Below are 19,878 nucleotides of genomic sequence, written 5' to 3' on the forward strand. Positions count from 1 at the left end.
GTCTTTTGGCTGCGGAACAAGTTCTTCCCTCGGAAAGGAAAGCGACTAAGCTGACTTTCTCCCGCATCGACAACAAAGAACGGACCGCTCATGACAGCGGTCCGTTCGGTTGCAGCGTATGAAGCAGCTTCTTCAACGCAAGGAGCGTGTCCGGATCGGCAAGGCGGCCCTCGCCGTCCAGCTTCGAGGAAACGAACGGCACGGTGAGCGCGGCCCCTTCCGGCATGTCGGCCGTCAGCATGCCGAGCGTCACGAGCAGCGAAGCAAGCGCGCGTTCACCGCCCGCGGGCGACGGTGAAGCGCTGATCGCAGCCGTTCGTTTGCCGTAAAATTCGCCGGACGACACGACCCAGTCGAGCGCGTTTTTGAGCGCGCCGGGCAGGCCGCCGGCATACTCGGGCGTGCAGATGAGTACGCCGTCCGCTTCCTTCAGCCGTCTTCGCAGGTCGGCCACCGGCGCAGGAGCCTCGAGCTCGCCGTCGCTGTCCAAGTCGGGATTGAACGGCGGCAATGTTCCCAGCCCGTCGTAGCAGGCGATCGCCATATAATCCGGCGCCGCCTCGGCAGCGGCGCGCAGAAGGGCCGAATTTGACGACCGGGCGCGCAGGCTCCCGGAGATCGCCAGTATACGCACCGGCATATTTTCTTTTCCGTCATTCACGGCATCGTTCACAAATGTCATCCTCCTTCATCCCTCCTCAGCTCAAGGTACAGCATAAAGCGGTTTACAATCAGTGTAAAGGATCACACCGTGTCAGGGTCAATTCCCTTTGTTCGCAGACTTCCGTCCACCCGCGGCGAACAACAATCAACGCTTGCACGTACAAGTGTGCGATCGGACCGGACAGACTCGTATCTGCGGGCGTTAAGCCGGACCCGTCCCGCTCCGCCGCTGCGGCAGCCGGACGGTAAACGTCGTGCCGACGCCTGCCGAGCTGCGCGCTTCGATCGTCCCGCCGTGCATATCGACGATTTTTTTCACGATCGACAGCCCGAGGCCGCTGCCGCCCGCTGCGCGGTTGCGCGATTTGTCCGCTTTGAAGAAGCGGTCGAAAATATACGGCAAATCGTCCTCCGAAATGCCGGGACCGTTGTCCGACAGGATGACGGCAATGGCATCGTTCTCGATCACCGCCTCGACGCCGATCGTTCCGCCTTCGGGCGTAAACTTGATGCCGTTGCTCAGCAGATTCATCCAGACCTGCGACATCAGATCCTCGTCGGCCGTGACCCATATTTCGCTCAGCTCGATGTCGATCAGCATGTTTTTCTCCAGCCATTGCGGCTCGCAGGCCAGCACCATGCTGCGCAGCTGCTTGTCCAGCCGGTACCGCTTCGGCTCGAACGGGTGCTTGTCGGATTCCAGCGAGGTCAGCTTCATCAGATTATCGCTTAGCTTGGACAATCGGACGCTTTCCGTTTCGATGATGCCGTAATAATGCAGCCGCTGCTCGTCGCTCAGCCCATCCTGCTGCAGGGCGCGCGCGAAACCGCGAATCGAAGTGAGCGGCGATTGGATTTCGTGGGACACGTTCGATATGAACGCCTGCCGCATCGCTTCCATTTGACTAAGCTCGCTGGCCATATCGTTCAGGCTCTCCGCCAGTTCGCCAAGCTGGCCGGGCATGTGACGGCTGTCTCCTCTCAGCTTGACGTTGAAGTCCCCTTTGCTCATGCGGCGGATCGCGCCGATGACTTCCACCCATGCATGCATGCCCTGGCGCCATGGACGCAGGAGCAAAATGAGCAGAAAGCTGACCAGCATGCCCAAATAGATCGTGAACAATTGACTTCCATACCCGTCATACAAGCTCGGCGTATCGCTTTCGACGAACAAAGCCGCCCTGCCGCCGGTCGGCCCTTTCGCCGGGATGCCGACGATCATCGCCCCCGGCTTGAACAGGTTCGGCCGTTCGATGCGCTGAATGGTTCCGCCGGCAAGGACGGTCCGCACATCCTTCGCTTCGGGCGCAGCGGTCAACCGGTCCGCCGACGCCGTGCCGAACCGCTGTATGCGGCCCGCCGCATCGGCGATCAGGATCATATAATGCTTCGCTTCGGCGGCGGCGCGCAGCCGGCTGTCACGAATAGCCGGCGTCAGGTCGGCCGATGCCGCAAACACCCGGGCGTCCCGGACAATCGCCGCCGTCTGTTCCGACTGGCCGCGCTTTTCCTTGACGTACGAAACGGCCGAGAAGGCGATGCTCCAGCTGATGCCGCTCATCAGCGCCAACATGGTGATTCCGAATAAAACCTCGGTCCATTTCGGCCATCTCCGCTGGCTCAGCTGCCGGAGCCATCGCTTCAGCCGGTTCATCCTCCCGCCTCCAGCCGGTAGCCGAGCCCGCGGATCGTCTGGATGCGGAAGCCGCTCCGCTCCTCGGGGAACCGTTCGCGCAGCCGCTTGATGTGGACGTCAACCGTACGTTCGTCGCCTTCGTAGTCATAGCCCCAGATCTGCTCGATCAGCAGCTCGCGGGAAAACGTTTTGCCCGGGTAGCTCGCCAGCTTGAACAGCAGCTCGAATTCCTTCAGCGGCAGCGTCATGCTGCAGTCGCCTGCTACGACCTCGAAGCTGGTGCGGCTCAGCAGCACTTCCCCCACCTGCACCGTCTGCGACGCCGCGATCTTGTAGCGTTTCAGCAGCGCCTTCACCCGTGCGACCAGCTCCAGCGGCTCGAACGGCTTGACAAGATAGTCGTCGGCGCCGAGCTCGAACCCTTTCACCTTTTGCGACGTTTCGCCTTTGGCCGTCAGCATCAGGACGGGCAGATCAGTGTTCTCCCGCAGCTCGCGGCAGAGCGTCCAGCCGTCCATGTTCGGCATCATGACGTCGATAATCGCCATCGCGATCTGCCCGCCGTCGATTAGACGCAGCGCTTCGACGCCGTCGGCGGCTTCAGCCGTGTCGAAGCCTTCGCGGGTTAAAAACAGCTTGACGAGCTCGCGAATATGCGGGTCGTCGTCAACGACAAGCAGCTTGCTCATATTCGATCCTCTCCGATTCGGCGCGAAGCGGGCGGCTTCGCCCTTCACGCCGCTTTTGTCCGGCCGCCGCAGCGGCCGATGGCCGGCATCGCAGCCCGAAACAATCGCTTGACCGGTCGAGAACGGCAGCCCCGTCATCAGGCCTTACGATTATTTTCGTGTTTTGTCCCTGCTCCGTCATGCTCGGTCTCTCCTCTGTCCGCATGAAATGTTGGCGTTCCCGGCCGATCCTCTTTTCGAACTTCCAGAACGAATATACGACCGTTTTATGAACGGAATATGAACATCTCCTGCTCGCGGCGGCAGGCGCCGGGCTTGCGCGTCCGGGACGATTAATCTACCATAATAGAAGCTTCCTCTGTTCGTTTTTGGGAAAGGAAAGGTGCTTCAACGTGGACGTTAAACGTCTTTATGAGGAATACCGGCCGCTGTTGTTTTCCATCGCCTACCGTATGCTCGGCTTGCGGCAGGACGCCGAAGATATCGTTCAGGATACGTTCGCGGCGCTTCAGCAGCAGCCTCCGGGCGCAATCGACAGCATTCGGGCTTACCTGTGCAAAACAGTGACCAACCGCTGCATGAACGAGCTGAAATCGGCGCGGCGGACAAGAGTGAGCTATATCGGTCCGTGGCTGCCCGAGCCGATCGCCCTGCGGGACGAGACCGATCCTTCCCGGCTGGCCGAGCGGCAGGACGAGGTCTCTTACGCTTACCTCGTGCTGCTTGAAGCGCTTTCCCCGGCGGAACGCGCCGTTTTCGTCCTGAGGGAAACGCTTGGCTTCCCGTTCGAAGACATTGCGGCGCTGCTCGGCAAATCGCCGGCCAACTGCCGGAAGCTTTTCAGCCGCGGCCGGATCAAGCTTGACCGGTACCGGAACGGTCTGCGCGAGCCTGCGCCCTCGCGGCAGCCGGAGCTGGCGGCCGCTTTCGCCAGGGCGTTCGGCAGCGGCGACGCCCGGGCGCTCGTGCAGCTGCTTGCGGACGACTGCATTCTCCTAAGTGACGGAGGCGGAAAAGTGAAGGCCGCCATCAATCCGCTGTACGGCAAAGACCGTGTGCTGGCACTGCTGACCTTCGCGGCCTCCCGCAGCACGGAGACCCGCATTGAGCCGGCGGTCTATGCCGGAGGAGAAGGTTTCCGGCTTATTCGCGAGGGCCGGAAGACAGCTGATTATATTTTGGCCTGCGCGCCGGGCGAAACGGTCTTCTCGCGCATCTATATCGTCATGAACCCCGACAAGCTGGCGCCCGAAGACGCCGATCCGGCGTTCTGATTTTGTATGAACAGGGATCGCAGCGAAGGAGGCTACCGTCTGCGCTCTTCAAGAGGAGCCTTGAAACGGCGCCGGCAGGCCGGGAAGAACGGAACGGGCCTGCCGGCTCACACCGAGCGGCCCGCTTCACGTTTGATCGCCGAGATATAGTCCTTCGCCTCGCCGGGCGAATCCGCGATGTAATCCGGTCCTGCGGCTTCGAGTCTTTCGCGCGTTTCGAAACCCCAGGCGGCGGCGATGACGCGTACGCCGGTTTTCCGGCACGCCTCGATATCGCGCGTTTCGTCGCCGATGTACAGCAGCTCCTCCGGCTTCAGCCCGTGCGCCCGCATATAACGACGGATCGTGCGGTGCTTGCCGAACAAGCCGTCCGACGAATGAACGGCTTCGAACGCCTCCAGACCGCAATCGGCCAGGATGCGCGAGATATTCGACCCGGCATTGGAGGAAATGACCGTCAGCGTATAGCCTTCGGTTTTCAGCCCGCGGACTAGCTCTGCGATCCCGGGAAACAGGCGAACGCCGCCCGCGCCGCTGCCGTAGAGCGCCTTGAATTCCCGCCCGATGCTTCGGAAGCGGAATACGCGGTGCGCCGGAATGCCGAGCGCCTTCAGCAGGACCCGGATCGGCAGGACCGCAAGTGCCCGGTATTCCTCCGGACGGACCGGCCGCAACCGGTATTTTTCCGCCAGCTCGTTGTATACGTCCGCGACCAGCGCGAAGGAATCGGCCAGCGTGCCGTCGAAATCGAACGCGATATGCCGGATCATCTTTGCGGCATGCCGCTTAATAGCCGACCTCCACGGCCGCGACGACGACGTAGATCAGGTCGTTCTTGTCGGCTTTGTCCGGCAGCACGACGCCGCTCGACGTCAGCATCCCTCCGTCCACCACCTCGACGGTGACTTCGCCGTATGGCAGCACCGCTTTTACCGCCTCATGGTCGAGCTTGTCCTTGTCGCAGGGCACAGCCAGCCGCACGTTAACCTTCATCCGGTGCAGGCTGTTGTCCGGCAGTACCGAGCGCAGCCCCGGCATGGAATTGTGGCGGATGGCGTTCTCCACCGCGCGCACGGACGCTTTCGTGACGTTCTGGCCGTGCAAATCGGTGCCCATGCCGAGTTCGATAAAAAACTTGTTTTCCACGAGTATCCCTCCAAATCGGTTTCCAGAAAAGCTCTCATCTTCCAAGTATAGCAGAAAACAGGTCCCTCCCGCTCCGCTTCCGCACCCGTCCGGATTCCGGGCTGTCATGATCCGGAAGAAGCCGGTCCATTTGCCGGCGCTTCGATCGTGTTAAATCGTTTCCGAAAACGGCTGCTCCCGTTTCGCGTATCGCACATGCCTCCGGATTTCCGTTACCATGGCGTCGAATCGTCCTCCTCCCGCTCCCCTGAAAGGCGGCCGGAAGCCTCAGCTTCATCAGAGGCGCGGTCCGCAGCCGCATCGCCTTCAGGCGAAGATGCCGCGCCAATCCGCTCGATCACGTCGGTCAATTCGGGCGCCTGCAGCAGCTCCACCGGCGACATCGGCTGGTCGAACAAAAACGAATCGCCTTCGATCAAGGCGACATACCGTCCGTTGTGGCGGGCGAAATGAATCGAGCGTCCGAACTCGGCGAGCGGACCTTTTACCGAAACGCCGCCCAGTTTGAACGCCACACTCAAATTCGGCCGATGCTCTACGAGCCGTTCCGCCGCAGCGGCCACCTGCTCCTGCGGCCAGCGCTCCATCAGCTCCCGCTTCTCGCTCGCCGCCCACGCTTCGAATTGCCCCGCTTCCCGCTCCCGCTCTTCGCCGGCGTAATCCTGCCATTTGTCCTCCATATATTCGTGAACCATCGTGATCATCTGCTCGCTCATCAGCTCCGGCATCGCTTTCTCGTAGCGGACAAACCGCAGAAAATCCTCGAAATACCGGGCATGCGACGCCTGGTGGATTTTCAGCTCCCATGGCTCGAGCATGCCGTCCTCCGGCATATGGGGGTATTGGATCGATTTGATATTCCGTGCGCTGATGGCCATTTCGACGTGCGCGATGAGCTGCTTTTCGTCCGTAATGCGGGCGATCTTCTGCTCGAAGTCGCACTTCAGGATGAACAACAGCGGCTCGTCGGTATGCCGATTCGGCGTCGCTTTGACGACGATCAGGGCGCCGCCGCGTACGGCCGCCGCTTCCATATAGAGCCGGACGAGCTCGTCGGCAAAGCCGTGAAACGCCTCCTTCGATTCGGACTCCCGCAGCCGCTGCAGCAGGTTATAATTCGCGTTGCTGGCTAATTCGTAGCCCGGCTCGGCAACGAACCGGCCGATTTTCGTCGGCGCGTTCTCACTGGGAGGATGCCGCTCGGCCTTTCGCTTACAAATACGCTGAAACTCGCCGTCCAGAAACGATTGCAGCGCGCTCTCCGGGTAATCGTCCCGGTCCAGCGTCTGAAAATGCTTGAACGATTTGGACGCGCCATCCTCCCCTTCCGCTTGGATGACAAAAAACGAGACATAATGAACGATAAAATCCATGCCGGCTTCCCCTTTTTCGTTTGACTGTTCAGGCGGCGCTTTGCGCCGTACAGTTCACTAGCATAGCACACCGTGCGCGGACTTGGCATCTTTCAGCAGGTATCGCTATCCGGAAAAGCCGGTCCGAGCCAAAATATAAGTGCTCGTCACACGTGCGAGCCGCAGAGGACTGAAACAGGTATTCGAAAAAAAACAAAGCACCGGCCGCCGCATCCATCAATCGGAGGGCGAGTCCGGTGCTGCCGTAATACACCTGCTGGAGATCCGTAAGACCGGCCGGCCGGCCGGACATTATTTCGCCGGGCTCGCGTAATACCGGGCTGGCTGACTGGACATCATTCCGCCGGGCCCGCAAGCGGCGTCAGCGCGCCGACATGGATCAGCTTCAGCTTATGCAGCGCGCGCGTGCAGCCGACATAGAGCAGCTTTGCATCGTTCGGGCCGTAACGGTCTTCATCCGCATCGGCGATCAGCACGGCATCGAATTCCAGCCCTTTTGCCAGGTAAACCGGGACGACCGTCAGGCCGCCGCCGTACGCGACCTGCTTGCTGCGCACCAGCGCCGCCTCCAGTCCGTCCGCGCTTAGCCGCTCTACGATCCGCTCGCAGGCGGACGCCGTCCGGCCGAGCACGGCAATCGTCGAATATGCGTCGGAGGACTGCCACTGCCGCAGCGTATCCGCAATCCGGTCCAGCCGGCCAGTCTCCGACTCCGCCGCTTCGATCTCGACCGGCTCCCCGCTGCGGAAGACAGGGACGGCGGGCTTCACGCCCTCGCCCATACCGCCGAGCACGCGATTGGCGAAATCGATGATTTCCATCGTCGACCGGTAGCTGCGGTCAAGCTCGAAAAAGCCGCTTTCTTCGGCTCCGAAGAGCGAGGTCAGCTCCATCCAGCCGTGGATGCCGGCGTAGCCGTGAATGCCCTGCTGCAGGTCGCCGAGCACCGTCATTGAGGGCTGGCGCTGGCAAAGCTTCAGCGTCTCCAGCTGGAACGGCGAATAATCCTGCGCTTCGTCGATGACGACATGATCGTACGCCGGCTGCGCGAGGCCGTACAGCCTAAGCTGGATATACACGAGCGGAGCCAAATCCTCCGGCTGCGCAAGCCCGCGTTTCAGCGCCTTGACCGCAGCTGCGCGTTCCGCAGCGGTCAGGCCCGGCGCCGTTTCTTCGCCGCCGAGCAGCGCAGCGTAAAGCCCGGAAGCGGTGAAGGAAGGGATTTTCTTGCAGTAGGCGTTCAGCCTTGCCGACGCTTTCGTCTTCAGCTTCCGGTCGGTCAGTCGGCGCGTCTTCCACTCGGACTCGAACCATCGTTTGATCCGGCTGACGAGGCGCTCGCGCCTTTTCATCAGCGGCTCTCCCCGGTCGTCAACCGCCAGCCAGTCCGCGATCGTCTCCGGCTGCAGCTTCATGCCGTCTATCGGCTCGAAAGGCTGTTCCGGCAGAAGAGAGGCCTCGATCTCGGCAAGCTTCCGGTCGACGGCCTGCTTAAAGCGGAGGCTGCCCTTCACCCGGCCCGGCGACCGTTCCATTTCCTCCCGCGTCCGCGGCCGTTCGAACCAGTACGCCAGCGCGTCCCGTTCCTCGTCAAGCCGAACCTCCTTGCCAAGCGCTTCGACCGCCCAATCCGCATACGTCGTCTGCACGATGTCGCCGACGCCCAGCTCCGGCAGCACGCCGGAAATATAATCGAGAAACATCCGGTTCGGCGCAAAAATGATCATGCGGTCCGCCCGGATGCGGCCGGCATATTGATACAGCAAAAAGGCGAGCCGGTGGAGCGCGACGGTCGTTTTGCCGCTTCCGGCCACCCCCTGGATGAAGACCGCTTTATTTTTGTCGGTGCGGATGATTCGGTCCTGCTCCTGCTGAATTGTCGACACGATGTCCCGAAGCTTGTTGTCCTTGCTTTCCCCAAGCCGGTAGAGCAGAAACTCGTCGGTTACCGCCTCGTCCTCCTGGCCGCGTACATAGCTGTCCACGACCCGCTCGAGCTTGCTTTGGCGGACCATCAGATTGCGCTTTAAGTGAATCTGCCCGCCGATTTCGCCTTCCGGCGACTCGTACGTTACGGGCGTCTCGCCGCCGCTGAACGCGTAGAACAGGCTCGCTACCGGCGCCCGCCAGTCGATGACGAGCAGACTGCCGTTCTCCCCGTCCGCGACGCCAGCCTTGCCGATATACAGCGGCTTCGGAGCGTCATGCCGGTCCTCCTGAAAATCGATTCGGCCGAAATAAGGCTCCCGCTCCGCCACCTCGAGGCGCTGCTTGCGCTGCTCACGCTGCAGATCGAGCATCTGCTCGGTAAAATCGTCGCCGGTGTACCGGGGGCCGATCGCGCTCAGCTGGCTGCGGATGCGGCGCAGCACGTCGCCGACGCGTTCCGCTTCTTCCTGAAAGGCACTTTGAGCATTCATGTGTCAGTTACCTCCCTCTAAGACCTCCGACGCATAACGTCTCGGGCTTTCTTCGCACCTGTCCCGGTAACAGCAAAGAAAGCCGCATTCGCATGCGGCCCGGTCGGATGATGAAACTGTGTCAATTCGCGCGAGAAATAACTTTACCACAATCCCTCGGCAGATGTCAATCCATGCCAATGGTGGGCCGGATGTCCGCATTCGGCGTACCTTTTGACGGCTTATCGTCCCCTGCCTGATGCTTCGGCATCAGAACGGAGCCGACGAGTGTCAGCAGCGCCAGTGCAAACACTGCCCAGTAAACGCTGTGGAGCGATACGGTGAGCCCCGCTTTGAGCACCGTCTGCTCGGCCGCGGGCAATTGGCCCGTCCCCGAGCCGCTCAGCAGCTGGTTGATCGAATCGATCGACAGCGAGCTGCTTATCGAACGGTCTTCACCCGCCAAATACGCGCTGAACCTGGTGTTCAGCACGCCGCCGAGCACCGCCGCGCCGACCGTGCTGCCGAGCAGTCGCATGAACATGTTGGAGGCGGTCGCTACGCCGCGCATTTGAAACGACACGCTGTTCTGGATGGAGATCATGAACGAGGCGCTCGTCAGGCCCATGCCGATGCCGGTCAGGAAGGACCCCGCGCCGGCCCACACCGCGCCTTTCGACGGGTCGAGTGTAATGAAAAACAGCGAACCGATAAAAGCGGCAATCCCTCCCATGATGACCGTCGGCTTCATGCCGACCTTCAAAATGAGGTGACTGGCGGCAAGCGCGGCGATCGGCCATCCGACCGTCATGACGGTCAAGGTAAACCCGGCGACGAAGGCGGAATCGCCCATGACGCCCTGTATGTAGGTCGGAAGAAAGCTCGTGAGGCCGATCACGAGCGCGCCCGACGTAAACGTCGCCGCGTTGGCCGACGAGATCAGCCTGCTTTTCCAAATGCCGAGCGGCATCATGGGCTCCTGCGCCCTGCGCTCCTGCAAGAAAAACAAGACCGTCCCCGCAATAAAAACGAGCAGCAGCGCGATGATCTGCGGCGATGTCCAGCTCCACTCCACCCCGCCCTGAATCAGGACGATCATTAGTGCCGAAATGGAAACGAAAAACAGCGCGGAGCCCGTGTAGTCGATCGCGCGCTTCTGTTTGTCGATGCCCTCGTGCAGAAACATCAGGACGCCGGCGACCGAGAATATGCCAAGCGGAATATTCATCCAGAAAATATACGACCAGTGCGCATACTGCACGATAAAGCCGCCGACCAGCGGACCGAGAACCGACGAAATGCCGAAAACGCTGGAGAAGTAGCCTTGAATTTTGGCCCGTTCTTTCATCGAGTACATATCCCCGATGATCGTCATCGCAATCGGCTGGATCGAGCCCGCGCCGAGGCCCTGGATCAGCCGGAATACGATAAGCATGACCATCGACTTCGCGAGTCCGCACAGCAGCGAACCGGCCAGAAACACGACGACGCCGAAAACGAACACCGGCTTGCGGCCGAACAGGTCGGCCAGCTTCCCGTAGATCGGGATCGTGACGGCCTGCATCAGCGTGAACGCGGAAAATACCCAGGTGTACAGGGAAAATCCGCCAAGCTCGCCCACAATGCTCGGCATCGCGGTCGAAATGATCGTCACCTCGATCGCGGACATGAACATGGACAGCACCAGGGCGGCCAGAACGAGCGGGCGGCGCGTCTTTTTCTCCGCCTGCCCGGGCCTCGGGATTGCCAGTTGATTCATTTCCTCCACATCCTGTCTTCGAACGCTTTTATCGGGATCGAACGTCCTTATTTTCGTAAAAAAAAGAGCACCGCCGATCCGATCCGTGCGGGCGATGCTCCAGCCAACCTAATCATAGCACCTTTAAAAGCATTCGTGTAGGAAAAGATTGATTTCGTTTCTAAAAAATGGAACGTTGTTCATACCGGCTTTTTGGCCGGTACATCCCCCGGATTCCGTGGGCGGCGTCAAAGAGATTAGTTCAAAACCATCAGCAGAACATAAATCGCCGCAGCATGGACGACGAACATGAGCGGGAGCCCGATGGCGAACGAAGCGTGCTTCGTCTTGTGACGGAACAGCCGCATCGCCGCCATAGCGCCGAGCGCGCCGCCCGCCGCGCCGAAGCCGAGCAAACGGCGCTCCGGGATCCGCCGCTTGCTGTCGCCGCGCCTCGCCCGGGCTTTATCGACGCCCATCAGCACAAACGCGGCGGCGTTGATCGCGATGAAATAAAGAATGGCGGCAAGCATGGCGGGCACCTCCGGTCATGGATTCGGATCGGTTGATTAACGGATGCCGACGAAGCGGCGGAGGACGATTCACGTCCGCGGCTTGGCCCGGCTGGTCGGAGCCGCCTCAAGCGGATTGTCCGGCCAGTAATGCTTCGGGTAACGGCCCTTCAAATCCTTTTTCACGTCAAAATAGGCGTGCTGCCAAAAGCTGGCCAAATCGCTCGTCACCTGCACCGGACGATGCGCGGGCGACAGCAGGTGCAGCGTGACGGGCAGCTTGCCGCCGGCGATGCGCGGCGTTTCGCGCCAGCCGAACAGCTCCTGCAGCCGGACGGCAAGCGCCGGCGCGGCCGGGTCGCTATAATCGAGCGGAATGCGCGAGCCGCTCGGCACGGTAAGATGCGTCGGCACTTCGCGGCCGAGCTGCTGCAGCTCGGCCCAGCCGAGCTTCGACTCCAGGATGGCCGCCATGTTCAGCCTGGCCAGATCGCTGCGGCTGCGCATGCCGCCGATATAAGGCGCAAGCCAGTCCTGCAGCGTGGCGGCGAGTCCGGCTTCCGACACGTCCGGCCAGGACGGGTTGTGCGCGCGCATCAGCTCGATGCGCGCCTGCAGCTGCCGCGCCTGCTTCGTCCACGGCAGCAGGCCGAGCCCCTGCGCGGCGATGCCGCTCAGCAGCGCCTGCGCGACCTGCGCAGGGTCCGGGTTCTCGAGCGGCCCCTCCTTCAGCGTCAGCGCCCCGAGCCGGACGCGCCTGCGCGCCCGGACGGACTCGGACGACCGGTCCCACCGGACCTCCGTTTCCGTCTCGAGCTGGCCGGCGAACGTCTCCTCGAGCTCCGCCTGCGTTACCGGCGCGGCCAGCAGGATCCGGCTGTCCGTACCGGCGTCCTCCAGCTCCGCGGCTGCCAGGTACGCCGCGCCGGAGAGCGGCTGCAGCTCCGGCAGGACGGCGCCGCGCCCGTTCCGCAGCAGAAAGCGGCCGTCGCCGCGGCGCTGGGCGATCCGGTCCGGGTAAGCAAGCGCGGCCAGCCGTCCGGCGGCGGCGCTTCCGCCCGCCGCCTGCCGGTCTTCGCCGCGCGCGGCGGACGGCGGCCGGATGCCGGCCGCACGCATCCATTCCCGCGCTTCCGCCGCGATCCGCCGGCGCTCCGCCTCATCCTGCGCCGGCCATTCGCCGCGGCCGCGCAGCGCTTCGAGCCGCAGCCGGATATCGGCGCTTCGGCTGCCGCGCAGCGGATCTCTGCCGGCGAGCAGCGCCGCCAGCTCGCACGCTTCGGCGCCGAAGCCGAGCTTGCCGGCTTCGATGACCATATGCGCGAGACGCGGGTGCATGCCGAGCGCGGCGATCGCTCTGCCGTGCGCCGTTGGCCTGCCCTCGCCGTCCAGCGCGCCGAGCGCTTGAAGAAGCCGGCCCGCCTGCGCATAAGCCGCCGCAGGCGGCGGATCGAGCCATACCAATTCGGCCGGATCGGATACGCCCCAGCACGCCAGCTCCAGCGCAAGCGGCGCCAAATCGGAGCCGAGCATCTCCGGCTTGCTCTGCGGACGCAGCCGGCGGTGTTCCTCCTCCGTCCAGAGCCGGTAGCAGAAGCCGGGCGCCTCCCGGCCTGCCCGGCCTCGCCGCTGGTCGGCGGAAGCGGCCGACACCGGCACCGTTTCCAGACGGGACATCCCCGTCCGCGGGGAGAAGCGCGGCACGCGGCTTAAGCCCGCGTCGACGACGACCCGCACGCCCCGCACCGTCAGGCTCGATTCCGCAATCGACGTCGCCAGGACGATTTTGCGTTCGCCGGGCGCCGCCGGTGCGACCGCCCGGTCCTGCTCGTCCTGCGGCAGGCTGCCGTAGAGCGGGACGATACGTACGCCGCCGCCGAGACCGGCGGCGGCGAGCAGCCGCTCCGTCCGCCGGATTTCCGGCGCGCCCGGAAGAAACACGAGCGCGTCGCCCTCGTGGCGGCGGATCGCTTCGGCCGCCGCCTGCGCGGCGGCCTCCTCGATGCGCCCGGACGGCCGCCCCGCCGCGTAATGCGTTTCGACCGGGTACGCGCGGCCTTCGCTGACGACGACCGGCGCGTCACCGAGCAGCCCCGCAACGGGCTTCGCCTCCAGCGTCGCCGACATGACGAGCAGCCGCAGATCGTCCCGCAGCAGCGCCTGGGCCTGCAGGCAAAGCGCCAGCCCGAGATCCGAGTGCAGATGACGCTCGTGAAATTCGTCGAAAATGACGGCCCCGACGCCTTCGAGCGCCGGGTCCTGCTGCAGCATTCGCGTCAGCACGCCTTCCGTTATGACCTCGATGCGCGTCGTCGGCCCGACCTTCGTGTCCAGCCGCACGCGGTAGCCGATCGTCTCGCCCGGACGTTCACCGAGCAGGGAGGCCATATAACCGGCCGCCGCGCGCGCAGCAAGGCGCCGCGGCTCCAGCATGAGCACGCGCCGCCCTTCAAGCCAAGGCTCCTTCAGCAGCGCGATCGGCACGCGGGTCGTCTTGCCCGCGCCGGGCGCCGCGACAAGCACCGCGCTCGTCCGCTGCGACAAATGGGCCAGCAGCTCCGGCAGCGCCTCGTCGATCGGCAAACGTTCCTTCATCAGCGAATTCATACCTTTCTTTTCATGCTTCATCGTGCAGGACCCGCTCCGATGATCCCGATCCATTGATCGATCCTATTATAGTAGGTTTCGCTCCCGAAAAGATAGCGTCCGGCTCGAAAACCGCCGCTTTGGACGAGATTGCACCTCCTCGGCCGCGCATGATACGATTACGCCTAAAGGAGATGATTGCCATCATGCGCGGAAGGTTTGCTCCGACGCCATCGGGGCTGATGCATATCGGCAACGCCCGCACGGCGCTGCTCGCCTGGCTGCAGGCGCGAAGCGCCGGCGGACGCTTCATCATGCGCATCGAGGATATCGACAAGCCGAGATCGCGCCCGGGTTATGCGGAGCAGGCGCTGGCCGACCTGCGATGGCTCGGCCTCGACTGGGACGAGGGACCGGACATCGGCGGCCCGTTCGCCCCCTATGCGCAAAGCAAGCGCGAGGCGCTCTATGAAGAAGCGCTGCAGAAGTTGCAGGAAGGCGGCTGGCTTTATCCGTGCTTCTGCAGCCGCGCCGAATTGGCGGCGATCGCCAGCGCGCCGCACGGTCTCGGCAGCGAAGGCCCGGCCTATCCCGGACGCTGCCGCGATCTGACGGAGGCGGAGCGCGCTGCCCGCGCCGCAACCAAAACGCCGTCGCTCCGTTTCCGCGTCGGCGACCGGGCCGTCCGGTTCGTCGACCGGGCCGCAGGGCCGCAGGCATTCGCACCGGGGGCGGGCGGCGATTTCGTCGTAAAGCGCGCGGACGGCATCATCAGCTACCAGCTCGCCGTCGTCGTCGACGATGCCGCGATGGGCGTCACAGACGTGCTGCGCGGCGCGGATTTGCTCGATTCGACGCCGCGCCAGCTGCTGCTCTACGAGGCGCTTCAGCTTCCCGCCCCGCGCTTCGCCCATGTGCCGCTGCTCGCCGGACCGGACGGCAAACGGCTCGCCAAGCGTCATGGCGGCATTGCGCTGGCAAGCCTGCGCGATTCCGGCACGGCTCCCGAGCGGATTACGGGCTGGCTCGCCTTCGTCAGCGGCCTCATCGACCGGCCGGAGCCGGTCCGCCCGATGGAGCTCGTCGGCCGGTTCGATTTGAGGAGCCTGCCGAAGGATCCGGTAATCGTAACGGACGAGCTGCTGAAGCGGCTGTACGGAGGAATGGCTTAGACCCTGATCCGGAAAGTCCCGGCGTCATCGAAAAAAGCCGTCCGTTAAGCCGATCGATCGGCCCAACGGACGGCTCCGCCTTTATTTTGAAATATCCCGCCATTCTACGACAAATTCGGGTTCACGGCCTTCCGCGCGTTCGAAACGGCTGTATTCTTCGAGCGCATTGCCGCATTCGCAGGATATTTGATCCGCGCCGTAATTGTCCGTGCCAAATACGATTTGCTCCTTCCGGTACGGCCGCTTTCCGGGAACGACGAGCAGCTCCCCGCCGCATTGAAGGCAGTGAATGACAAAACCGGCTTCCATACGGTTGTCCCCTTTTCTATCGTGACATGAATCCGCGATCCGATAAGAATTAGTCCAGAAAATCTTTCAGACGCTTGCTCCGGCTCGGATGCCTCAGCTTGCGAAGCGCCTTCGCTTCGATCTGGCGGATCCGTTCGCGCGTGACGCCGAATTCTTTGCCGACCTCTTCCAGCGTCCGGGTACGTCCGTCGTCAAGTCCGAAACGGAGCCGCAGAACACTTTCTTCGCGCTCGGTGAGCGTGTCGAGCACGTCCTCCAGCTGTTCCTTCAGCAGCTCATAAGCGGCAGCGTCCGCCGGCGCCGTCGCATCGTGATCCTCGATAAAATCGCCCAGATTCGAGTCGTTCTCTTCTCCGATCGGAGTTTCGAGCGATACCGGCTCCTGCGCGACCTTCATCACCTCGCGGATTTTCTCGACCGACAGCTCCATCTCCTCGGCAAGCTCCTCCGGCGTCGGTTCGCGGCCGAGCGTCTGCACGAGCTGCCGGGTGATGCGGGACAGCTTGTTAATCGTTTCGACCATATGAACGGGCACCCGGATCGTCCGCGCCTGATCGGCAATCGCTCTCGTGATCGCCTGACGGATCCACCAAGTCGCATAGGTGCTGAATTTAAACCCTTTGGAATAATCGAATTTCTCGACCGCTTTGAACAGTCCGATATTGCCTTCCTGAATCAGATCGAGAAAAAGCATGCCGCGCCCCACATAACGCCGGGCAATACTGACGACGAGCCGCAGATTCGCTTCCGCAAGCCGCTGCTTCGCCGCATTGTCTCCCTGCACGATCCGCTTGGCCAGCTCGACCTCGTCTTCGGCCGAAAGGAGCGGTACGCGGCCGATTTCCTTTAAATACATGCGCACAGGGTCGTCGATTTTGATGCCCGGAGGCAATGAAAGCAAATCGTCGTCGATTTTAAAGGCATCGGCGTCTGGTGCGTTTTCGAATTCGGATGGATGAATCGCCATGGTTCTTTCCCCTCCTGTCCTCCGCCGGCCCCCACCGCTCCGACGAATTCCATTTGACAAACCCGGTGGATTGTGATATTATTGTAATATCTATGCATCACCTTTATCTATTAATGCTAAAATTCATTGTACCATAGGCGAATATAAATTTCAACTTCAAACCGGCGGCTGTCGGTTTTTTTATTTTTTGGCCCCTTCTATATCTATCTACGAACGGGGAAGCCGGACGGTTTTATCGGAGGAAAAAAAGGGGAGGAAGCCGGATGAACAGGACGGTTGAAGAAGCGCTGGACGCCGCGGTTACGAATTGGAATGCCATGTCCCGAGCGGAGGAGGACGAAGCCGAGCCGGCCGCCGACCGGTTTGAAGCGTCGTTTTACCGTTTCATCGACGTCTTTCGCGACTGGATGGCCGGGCTCGATCCCCGTCCGCAAACGATGGAGGCGTTGTACCGGCTGCCGGAGGTTCGTGCGATCGCGGAGAAGCTGCCGGGACCGCTGCAGCTCAATTTCGAAACCGAAGCCGAGCTGATTCTGGACGGGATGGAACGGATCGGCGAGGACAAATACGATTAAGTCATTTTCTCCGCTCGTCCTGCAGCCCGATCAGCGCCTTCAGCCGGTCCATATCGACAAACGCGCGGACGTGTTCGGCCAGTCTTGCAAACGCCTCTTCCCGGCGCAGCTTGAACCGGACGCCGTCCGCAAGCGGCTCCAGACCGCGTTCTGCACGAAGGCGGTTCAGCCATGCGCGGCGAAACCCGTCGTTGTGGAGAACCCCGTGCATAAAGGTCCCCCAAATCCGCCCATCCTGCGAAGCGCAGCCTTCCGCAAACGTTTCCCCCCAAGCGCCGCCTTGTTCGTCCCGCCCAGCCGGCAAAGGATGATCCTCCGTTTCCCGGATGTCTGCGGATTGAACAGCGTTTCCGTTATCTCGGTTTCCGGGGGAAGGCCCGGCTATTGCGACAGCATCGGCCTGACTGTCGCGCAGCCGGAACGGGTGCCGCACGTCTTCCCCGCCTTCAGGCCGCCAGACGACGGCACCCATATGAATTTCGTACCCTTCGACCGTATATTCCCCGGCCGGCAGACCGGGCAGAGCGGCAATGCCCTCGACGCGCCGGGTCCTTTTCTCCGCCGCAAACACCACCTCGAACGGAAACCAGCCGAGCCCTTCCGTTTCGTCCCGGTCCGATTCCGCATGGAGCGGGTCGAGCAGCCGCACGCCCATCATTTCGTAACCGCCGCAAATGCCTGCTGTGTGCCCTCCGGCAGCGGCATGCCGCTTAAGCCGTTCCGCAAGGCCGCTTGTCCGCAAATACAGCAGGTCGTCCACCGCATTTTTGCTCCCCGGAACAATGACGGCGTCCGGCGTTCCCCATTGGGAGACGTCCGAAACGTACCGAATCCGTACGTCGGGCTCGCTGTGAAGCGGATCGATATCGGTGAAATTGGAAATATGAGGGAGGCGAAGGACGGCGATATCCAGCTGCCGATCCTCTCCCGGAGCGGGTGACGTTCCGGCGCCCGCAAGCGACGTGTCGAGCGACAGCGAATCTTCATCCTCCAGCGCAATCCCGTGGAGATAAGGAACGACGCCGAGCACGGGCTTGCCCGTTTTGCGCTCGAGCCAGTCGAGGCCCGGCTGCAGCAGCGAGACGTCGCCCCGGAACTTGTTGACGATAAAGCCGCATACCCGGCCGCGTTCCTCCGGCTCCAGCAGCTCCAGCGTCCCGACGATCGCCGCGAACATGCCGCCCCGGTCGATATCGGCCACGAGCACGACCGGCGCTTCCGCCCACGCGGCCGCGCGCATATTGACGATGTCGCGGTCCTTCAGATTAATTTCGGCCGGACTGCCCGCACCCTCAAGCACGACGACATCGCAGGCGTTTCGCAGCCGGTCCAGCGATCCGCGCACGATCGGCTCCGCCTCGGCCAGCAGCTGTTCCCGGTAGGCGCGCGCCTCGTAATCGCCGAGCGGCCTGCCGTGGATCACCACCTGGGCAATCATATCCTTTTTCGGCTTCAGCAGCACGGGATTCATATCCGTCGTCGCCAAAATGCCGCACGCGTCCGCCTGCATGCCCTGCGCCCTTCCGATTTCCCTGCCGTCCCAGGTGACGTACGAATTGTTCGACATGTTCTGCGATTTGAACGGAGCGGTGCGATAACCGTCTTCCGTGAAAATGCGGCAAAGCGCTGCGGTCAGCACGCTTTTCCCGACGTCCGAGGCCGTCCCCTGCAGCATGACGGTTTTCGCTTTACGGTTTTCTTTCATCGCGTCCGCTCCTTTGCCGCTCTTCCGCGTGCGACTTTAAAGCCGCTTCAAGCTCCTCAAGCAGCCGCTCGTTATCCCGGCGCAGCCGGACGGCAACCCGGCAGAAGCTTTCGTCCAGCTCTTCAAAGCGCGAAGCGTCGCGAATAAGCACGCCTCCGGCTCCAAGTCTCCGCTGCAGTGACGAAGCCGTGAACCCGGACCCGGCCGGAATGGAGAACAGCAAGTAATTGGCCGCGCCGTCGAACACTTCGAAGCCCGGCGCCTTCAGCCCCTCCGCCAGCCGGCCGCGCTCCTCCGCCAGCCATCGCAGCGTCCGGCTTCGGAAGCCCTCGTCCTCCAGCACCGCTTCGCCGATTTGCTGTGCCAGCGAATTGACGCTCCACGGCGTCTGCAGCGCTTTAAGACGGCCGATCGTTTCCGGCGCGGCCGCCGCATAGCCGAGACGAATGCCGGGAATGGCATAAAACTTCGTCATCGACCGGATGACGACGATCCGTTCGTCGGCTGCCGCATCCCGCAGGACGCTGAACCTGCCCTCCTCCGGAATGAAATCCATGAACGCTTCGTCAACGACGACCCGCTCGCCTTGGGCCGTCAACCACCGGACAATAGCCGGATCGCAAAGCCGGCCCGTCGGATTGTTCGGCGATCCGAGCAGCCAAAGCGCCTCGCCTTGGCGCACGCCTTCGGCACGCAGCTTTTCAAGCGACTGCCGTGCTAGCTCCGGCGTCAGGGCGAAGCCGTTCTCCCGCCTCAGCCGCATCGCCGCGATCCGGCTGCCGGCCTTGCGGGCCGCGTCGGCATACTCGGCGAACGAAGGCGCCGCAATCACCGTAACGGAGGGCGCGAACAGCCGGACCGTCAGCTCGATCAGCTCCGCCGCGCCGTTGCCCGGAATGAGACACCGCTCGTCGATGCCGTGAACCTGCGACAGCTTCCGGAGCAGCCTTCTCGACGCGGGATCGGGATAACGGCCGATCGCATCGGCGTAGCTGCGAAGCAGCCCGGCAACGCAGGGCGGCGGACCGAGCGGATTCATGTTGGCGCTGAAGTCGACGTAACGCGACGCTTCGAGGCCGTACAGCTCCTGGGCGGTCAGCAGATCGCCGCCGTGGCCGAATCGTTCCAGCACAG

The 19,878-nt window shown here is 62.7% G+C and carries 17 protein-coding genes; 3 read left to right on the top strand and 14 right to left on the bottom strand.

Going from position 1 to position 19,878, the window contains the following annotated elements; genetic code table 11:
- Positions 1-88 precede the first annotated feature (88 nt).
- The 3 genes from PD282_RS14860 to PD282_RS14870 all read right to left on the bottom strand — a co-directional run bounded on the left by PD282_RS14860 (position 89) and on the right by PD282_RS14870 (position 2,988).
- Positions 89-682 carry an NADPH-dependent FMN reductase gene (locus tag PD282_RS14860; protein ID WP_274651442.1) on the bottom strand — a complete coding sequence of 198 codons (594 nt, stop codon included), beginning with the start codon at positions 680-682 and terminating at the stop codon, positions 89-91.
- 183 nt (positions 683-865) lie between these two features.
- Complete coding sequence (locus PD282_RS14865) at positions 866-2,317, bottom strand: sensor histidine kinase (RefSeq protein ID WP_274651443.1); 1,452 nt, start codon at positions 2,315-2,317, stop codon at positions 866-868.
- Entirely contained in the window at positions 2,314-2,988 is a 675-nt protein-coding gene (locus PD282_RS14870) for a response regulator transcription factor (protein ID WP_274655237.1), read from the bottom strand. The genes PD282_RS14865 and PD282_RS14870 overlap by 4 nt, the downstream gene beginning before the upstream one ends.
- A 392-nt stretch (positions 2,989-3,380) precedes the next feature.
- Here PD282_RS14870 and PD282_RS14875 point away from each other — a divergent pair, with 392 nt between their 5' ends.
- The gene (locus PD282_RS14875; RefSeq protein WP_274651444.1) at positions 3,381-4,262 is read left to right on the top strand and encodes a sigma-70 family RNA polymerase sigma factor; all 882 of its coding nucleotides are present in this window, start codon (positions 3,381-3,383) and stop codon (positions 4,260-4,262) included.
- Positions 4,263-4,369: 107 nt separating this feature from the next.
- Here the strand turns inward: PD282_RS14875 and PD282_RS14880 are convergent, their stop codons facing one another.
- The 7 genes from PD282_RS14880 to hrpB all read right to left on the bottom strand — a co-directional run bounded on the left by PD282_RS14880 (position 4,370) and on the right by hrpB (position 14,058).
- Positions 4,370-5,032, bottom strand: a complete 663-nt coding sequence (locus PD282_RS14880) for an HAD hydrolase-like protein (RefSeq protein ID WP_274651445.1) — start codon at positions 5,030-5,032, stop codon at positions 4,370-4,372.
- Between the two features lie 16 nt (positions 5,033-5,048).
- Positions 5,049-5,408 carry a Lin0512 family protein gene (locus tag PD282_RS14885; protein ID WP_274651446.1) on the bottom strand — a complete coding sequence of 120 codons (360 nt, stop codon included), beginning with the start codon at positions 5,406-5,408 and terminating at the stop codon, positions 5,049-5,051.
- A 212-nt stretch (positions 5,409-5,620) separates the two neighbouring features.
- Complete coding sequence (locus tag PD282_RS14890) at positions 5,621-6,781, bottom strand: DUF3900 domain-containing protein (RefSeq protein WP_274651447.1); 1,161 nt, start codon at positions 6,779-6,781, stop codon at positions 5,621-5,623.
- Between the two features lie 335 nt (positions 6,782-7,116).
- The gene (locus PD282_RS14895) at positions 7,117-9,201 is read right to left on the bottom strand and encodes a HelD family protein (protein WP_274651448.1); all 2,085 of its coding nucleotides are present in this window, start codon (positions 9,199-9,201) and stop codon (positions 7,117-7,119) included.
- Between the two features lie 166 nt (positions 9,202-9,367).
- Positions 9,368-10,939 (bottom strand): MDR family MFS transporter, encoded by a 1,572-nt coding sequence (locus PD282_RS14900; RefSeq protein WP_274651449.1) that lies wholly within the window; start codon positions 10,937-10,939, stop codon positions 9,368-9,370.
- Between the two features lie 236 nt (positions 10,940-11,175).
- Positions 11,176-11,451, bottom strand: a complete 276-nt coding sequence (locus tag PD282_RS14905; RefSeq protein ID WP_274651450.1) for a DUF1294 domain-containing protein — start codon at positions 11,449-11,451, stop codon at positions 11,176-11,178.
- A gap of 69 nt (positions 11,452-11,520) precedes the next feature.
- Positions 11,521-14,058, bottom strand: coding sequence for an ATP-dependent helicase HrpB (gene hrpB, locus PD282_RS14910; RefSeq protein ID WP_274651451.1), 2,538 nt, complete (start codon positions 14,056-14,058; stop codon positions 11,521-11,523).
- Between the two features lie 164 nt (positions 14,059-14,222).
- Between hrpB and gluQRS the strand changes: the two genes are divergently transcribed.
- The gene (gluQRS, locus tag PD282_RS14915) at positions 14,223-15,188 is read left to right on the top strand and encodes a tRNA glutamyl-Q(34) synthetase GluQRS (RefSeq protein WP_274651452.1); all 966 of its coding nucleotides are present in this window, start codon (positions 14,223-14,225) and stop codon (positions 15,186-15,188) included.
- Positions 15,189-15,269: 81 nt separating this feature from the next.
- Here the strand turns inward: gluQRS and PD282_RS14920 are convergent, their stop codons facing one another.
- A complete protein-coding gene (locus PD282_RS14920; protein ID WP_274651453.1) occupies positions 15,270-15,497 on the bottom strand; it encodes a hypothetical protein in 228 nt (75 codons plus the stop codon).
- A gap of 49 nt (positions 15,498-15,546) precedes the next feature.
- Positions 15,547-16,464, bottom strand: a complete 918-nt coding sequence (gene rpoD / locus PD282_RS14925; protein WP_420832298.1) for an RNA polymerase sigma factor RpoD — start codon at positions 16,462-16,464, stop codon at positions 15,547-15,549.
- A gap of 263 nt (positions 16,465-16,727) precedes the next feature.
- On the opposite strand from rpoD, the gene PD282_RS14930 reads away from it, so the two are divergent.
- A complete protein-coding gene (locus PD282_RS14930; RefSeq protein WP_274651454.1) occupies positions 16,728-17,039 on the top strand; it encodes a hypothetical protein in 312 nt (103 codons plus the stop codon).
- A 1-nt stretch (position 17,040) separates the two neighbouring features.
- On the opposite strand, the gene PD282_RS14935 is transcribed toward PD282_RS14930, so the two are convergent.
- Both PD282_RS14935 and cobD read right to left on the bottom strand, forming a co-directional pair.
- Positions 17,041-18,744 (bottom strand): cobyric acid synthase, encoded by a 1,704-nt coding sequence (locus PD282_RS14935; protein ID WP_274651455.1) that lies wholly within the window; start codon positions 18,742-18,744, stop codon positions 17,041-17,043.
- Positions 18,728-19,876, bottom strand: a complete 1,149-nt coding sequence (gene cobD, locus PD282_RS14940; RefSeq protein ID WP_274651456.1) for a threonine-phosphate decarboxylase CobD — start codon at positions 19,874-19,876, stop codon at positions 18,728-18,730. The genes PD282_RS14935 and cobD overlap by 17 nt, the downstream gene beginning before the upstream one ends.
- Positions 19,877-19,878 lie beyond the last annotated feature (2 nt).

The organism is Paenibacillus humicola, from assembly GCF_028826105.1.
GTDB lineage: Bacteria > Bacillota > Bacilli > Paenibacillales > Paenibacillaceae > Paenibacillus_Z > Paenibacillus_Z humicola.

What these genes read in the sequence shown, in the direction of transcription:
- PD282_RS14860 (WP_274651442.1), bottom strand. Translation starts at nt 682, where the DNA reads ATGACATTTGTGAACGATGCCGTGAATGACGGAAAAGAAAATATGCCG.
- PD282_RS14865 (WP_274651443.1), bottom strand. Translation starts at nt 2,317, where the DNA reads ATGAACCGGCTGAAGCGATGGCTCCGGCAGCTGAGCCAGCGGAGATGG.
- PD282_RS14870 (WP_274655237.1), bottom strand. Translation starts at nt 2,988, where the DNA reads ATGAGCAAGCTGCTTGTCGTTGACGACGACCCGCATATTCGCGAGCTC.
- PD282_RS14880 (WP_274651445.1), bottom strand. Translation starts at nt 5,032, where the DNA reads ATGATCCGGCATATCGCGTTCGATTTCGACGGCACGCTGGCCGATTCC.
- PD282_RS14890 (WP_274651447.1), bottom strand. Translation starts at nt 6,781, where the DNA reads ATGGATTTTATCGTTCATTATGTCTCGTTTTTTGTCATCCAAGCGGAA.
- PD282_RS14895 (WP_274651448.1), bottom strand. Translation starts at nt 9,201, where the DNA reads ATGAATGCTCAAAGTGCCTTTCAGGAAGAAGCGGAACGCGTCGGCGAC.
- PD282_RS14900 (WP_274651449.1), bottom strand. Translation starts at nt 10,939, where the DNA reads ATGAATCAACTGGCAATCCCGAGGCCCGGGCAGGCGGAGAAAAAGACG.
- PD282_RS14905 (WP_274651450.1), bottom strand. Translation starts at nt 11,451, where the DNA reads ATGCTTGCCGCCATTCTTTATTTCATCGCGATCAACGCCGCCGCGTTT.
- hrpB (WP_274651451.1), bottom strand. Translation starts at nt 14,058, where the DNA reads ATGAAGCATGAAAAGAAAGGTATGAATTCGCTGATGAAGGAACGTTTG.
- gluQRS (WP_274651452.1), top strand. Translation starts at nt 14,223, where the DNA reads ATGCGCGGAAGGTTTGCTCCGACGCCATCGGGGCTGATGCATATCGGC.
- PD282_RS14920 (WP_274651453.1), bottom strand. Translation starts at nt 15,497, where the DNA reads ATGGAAGCCGGTTTTGTCATTCACTGCCTTCAATGCGGCGGGGAGCTG.
- rpoD (WP_420832298.1), bottom strand. Translation starts at nt 16,464, where the DNA reads ATGGCGATTCATCCATCCGAATTCGAAAACGCACCAGACGCCGATGCC.
- PD282_RS14930 (WP_274651454.1), top strand. Translation starts at nt 16,728, where the DNA reads ATGAACAGGACGGTTGAAGAAGCGCTGGACGCCGCGGTTACGAATTGG.
- PD282_RS14935 (WP_274651455.1), bottom strand. Translation starts at nt 18,744, where the DNA reads ATGAAAGAAAACCGTAAAGCGAAAACCGTCATGCTGCAGGGGACGGCC.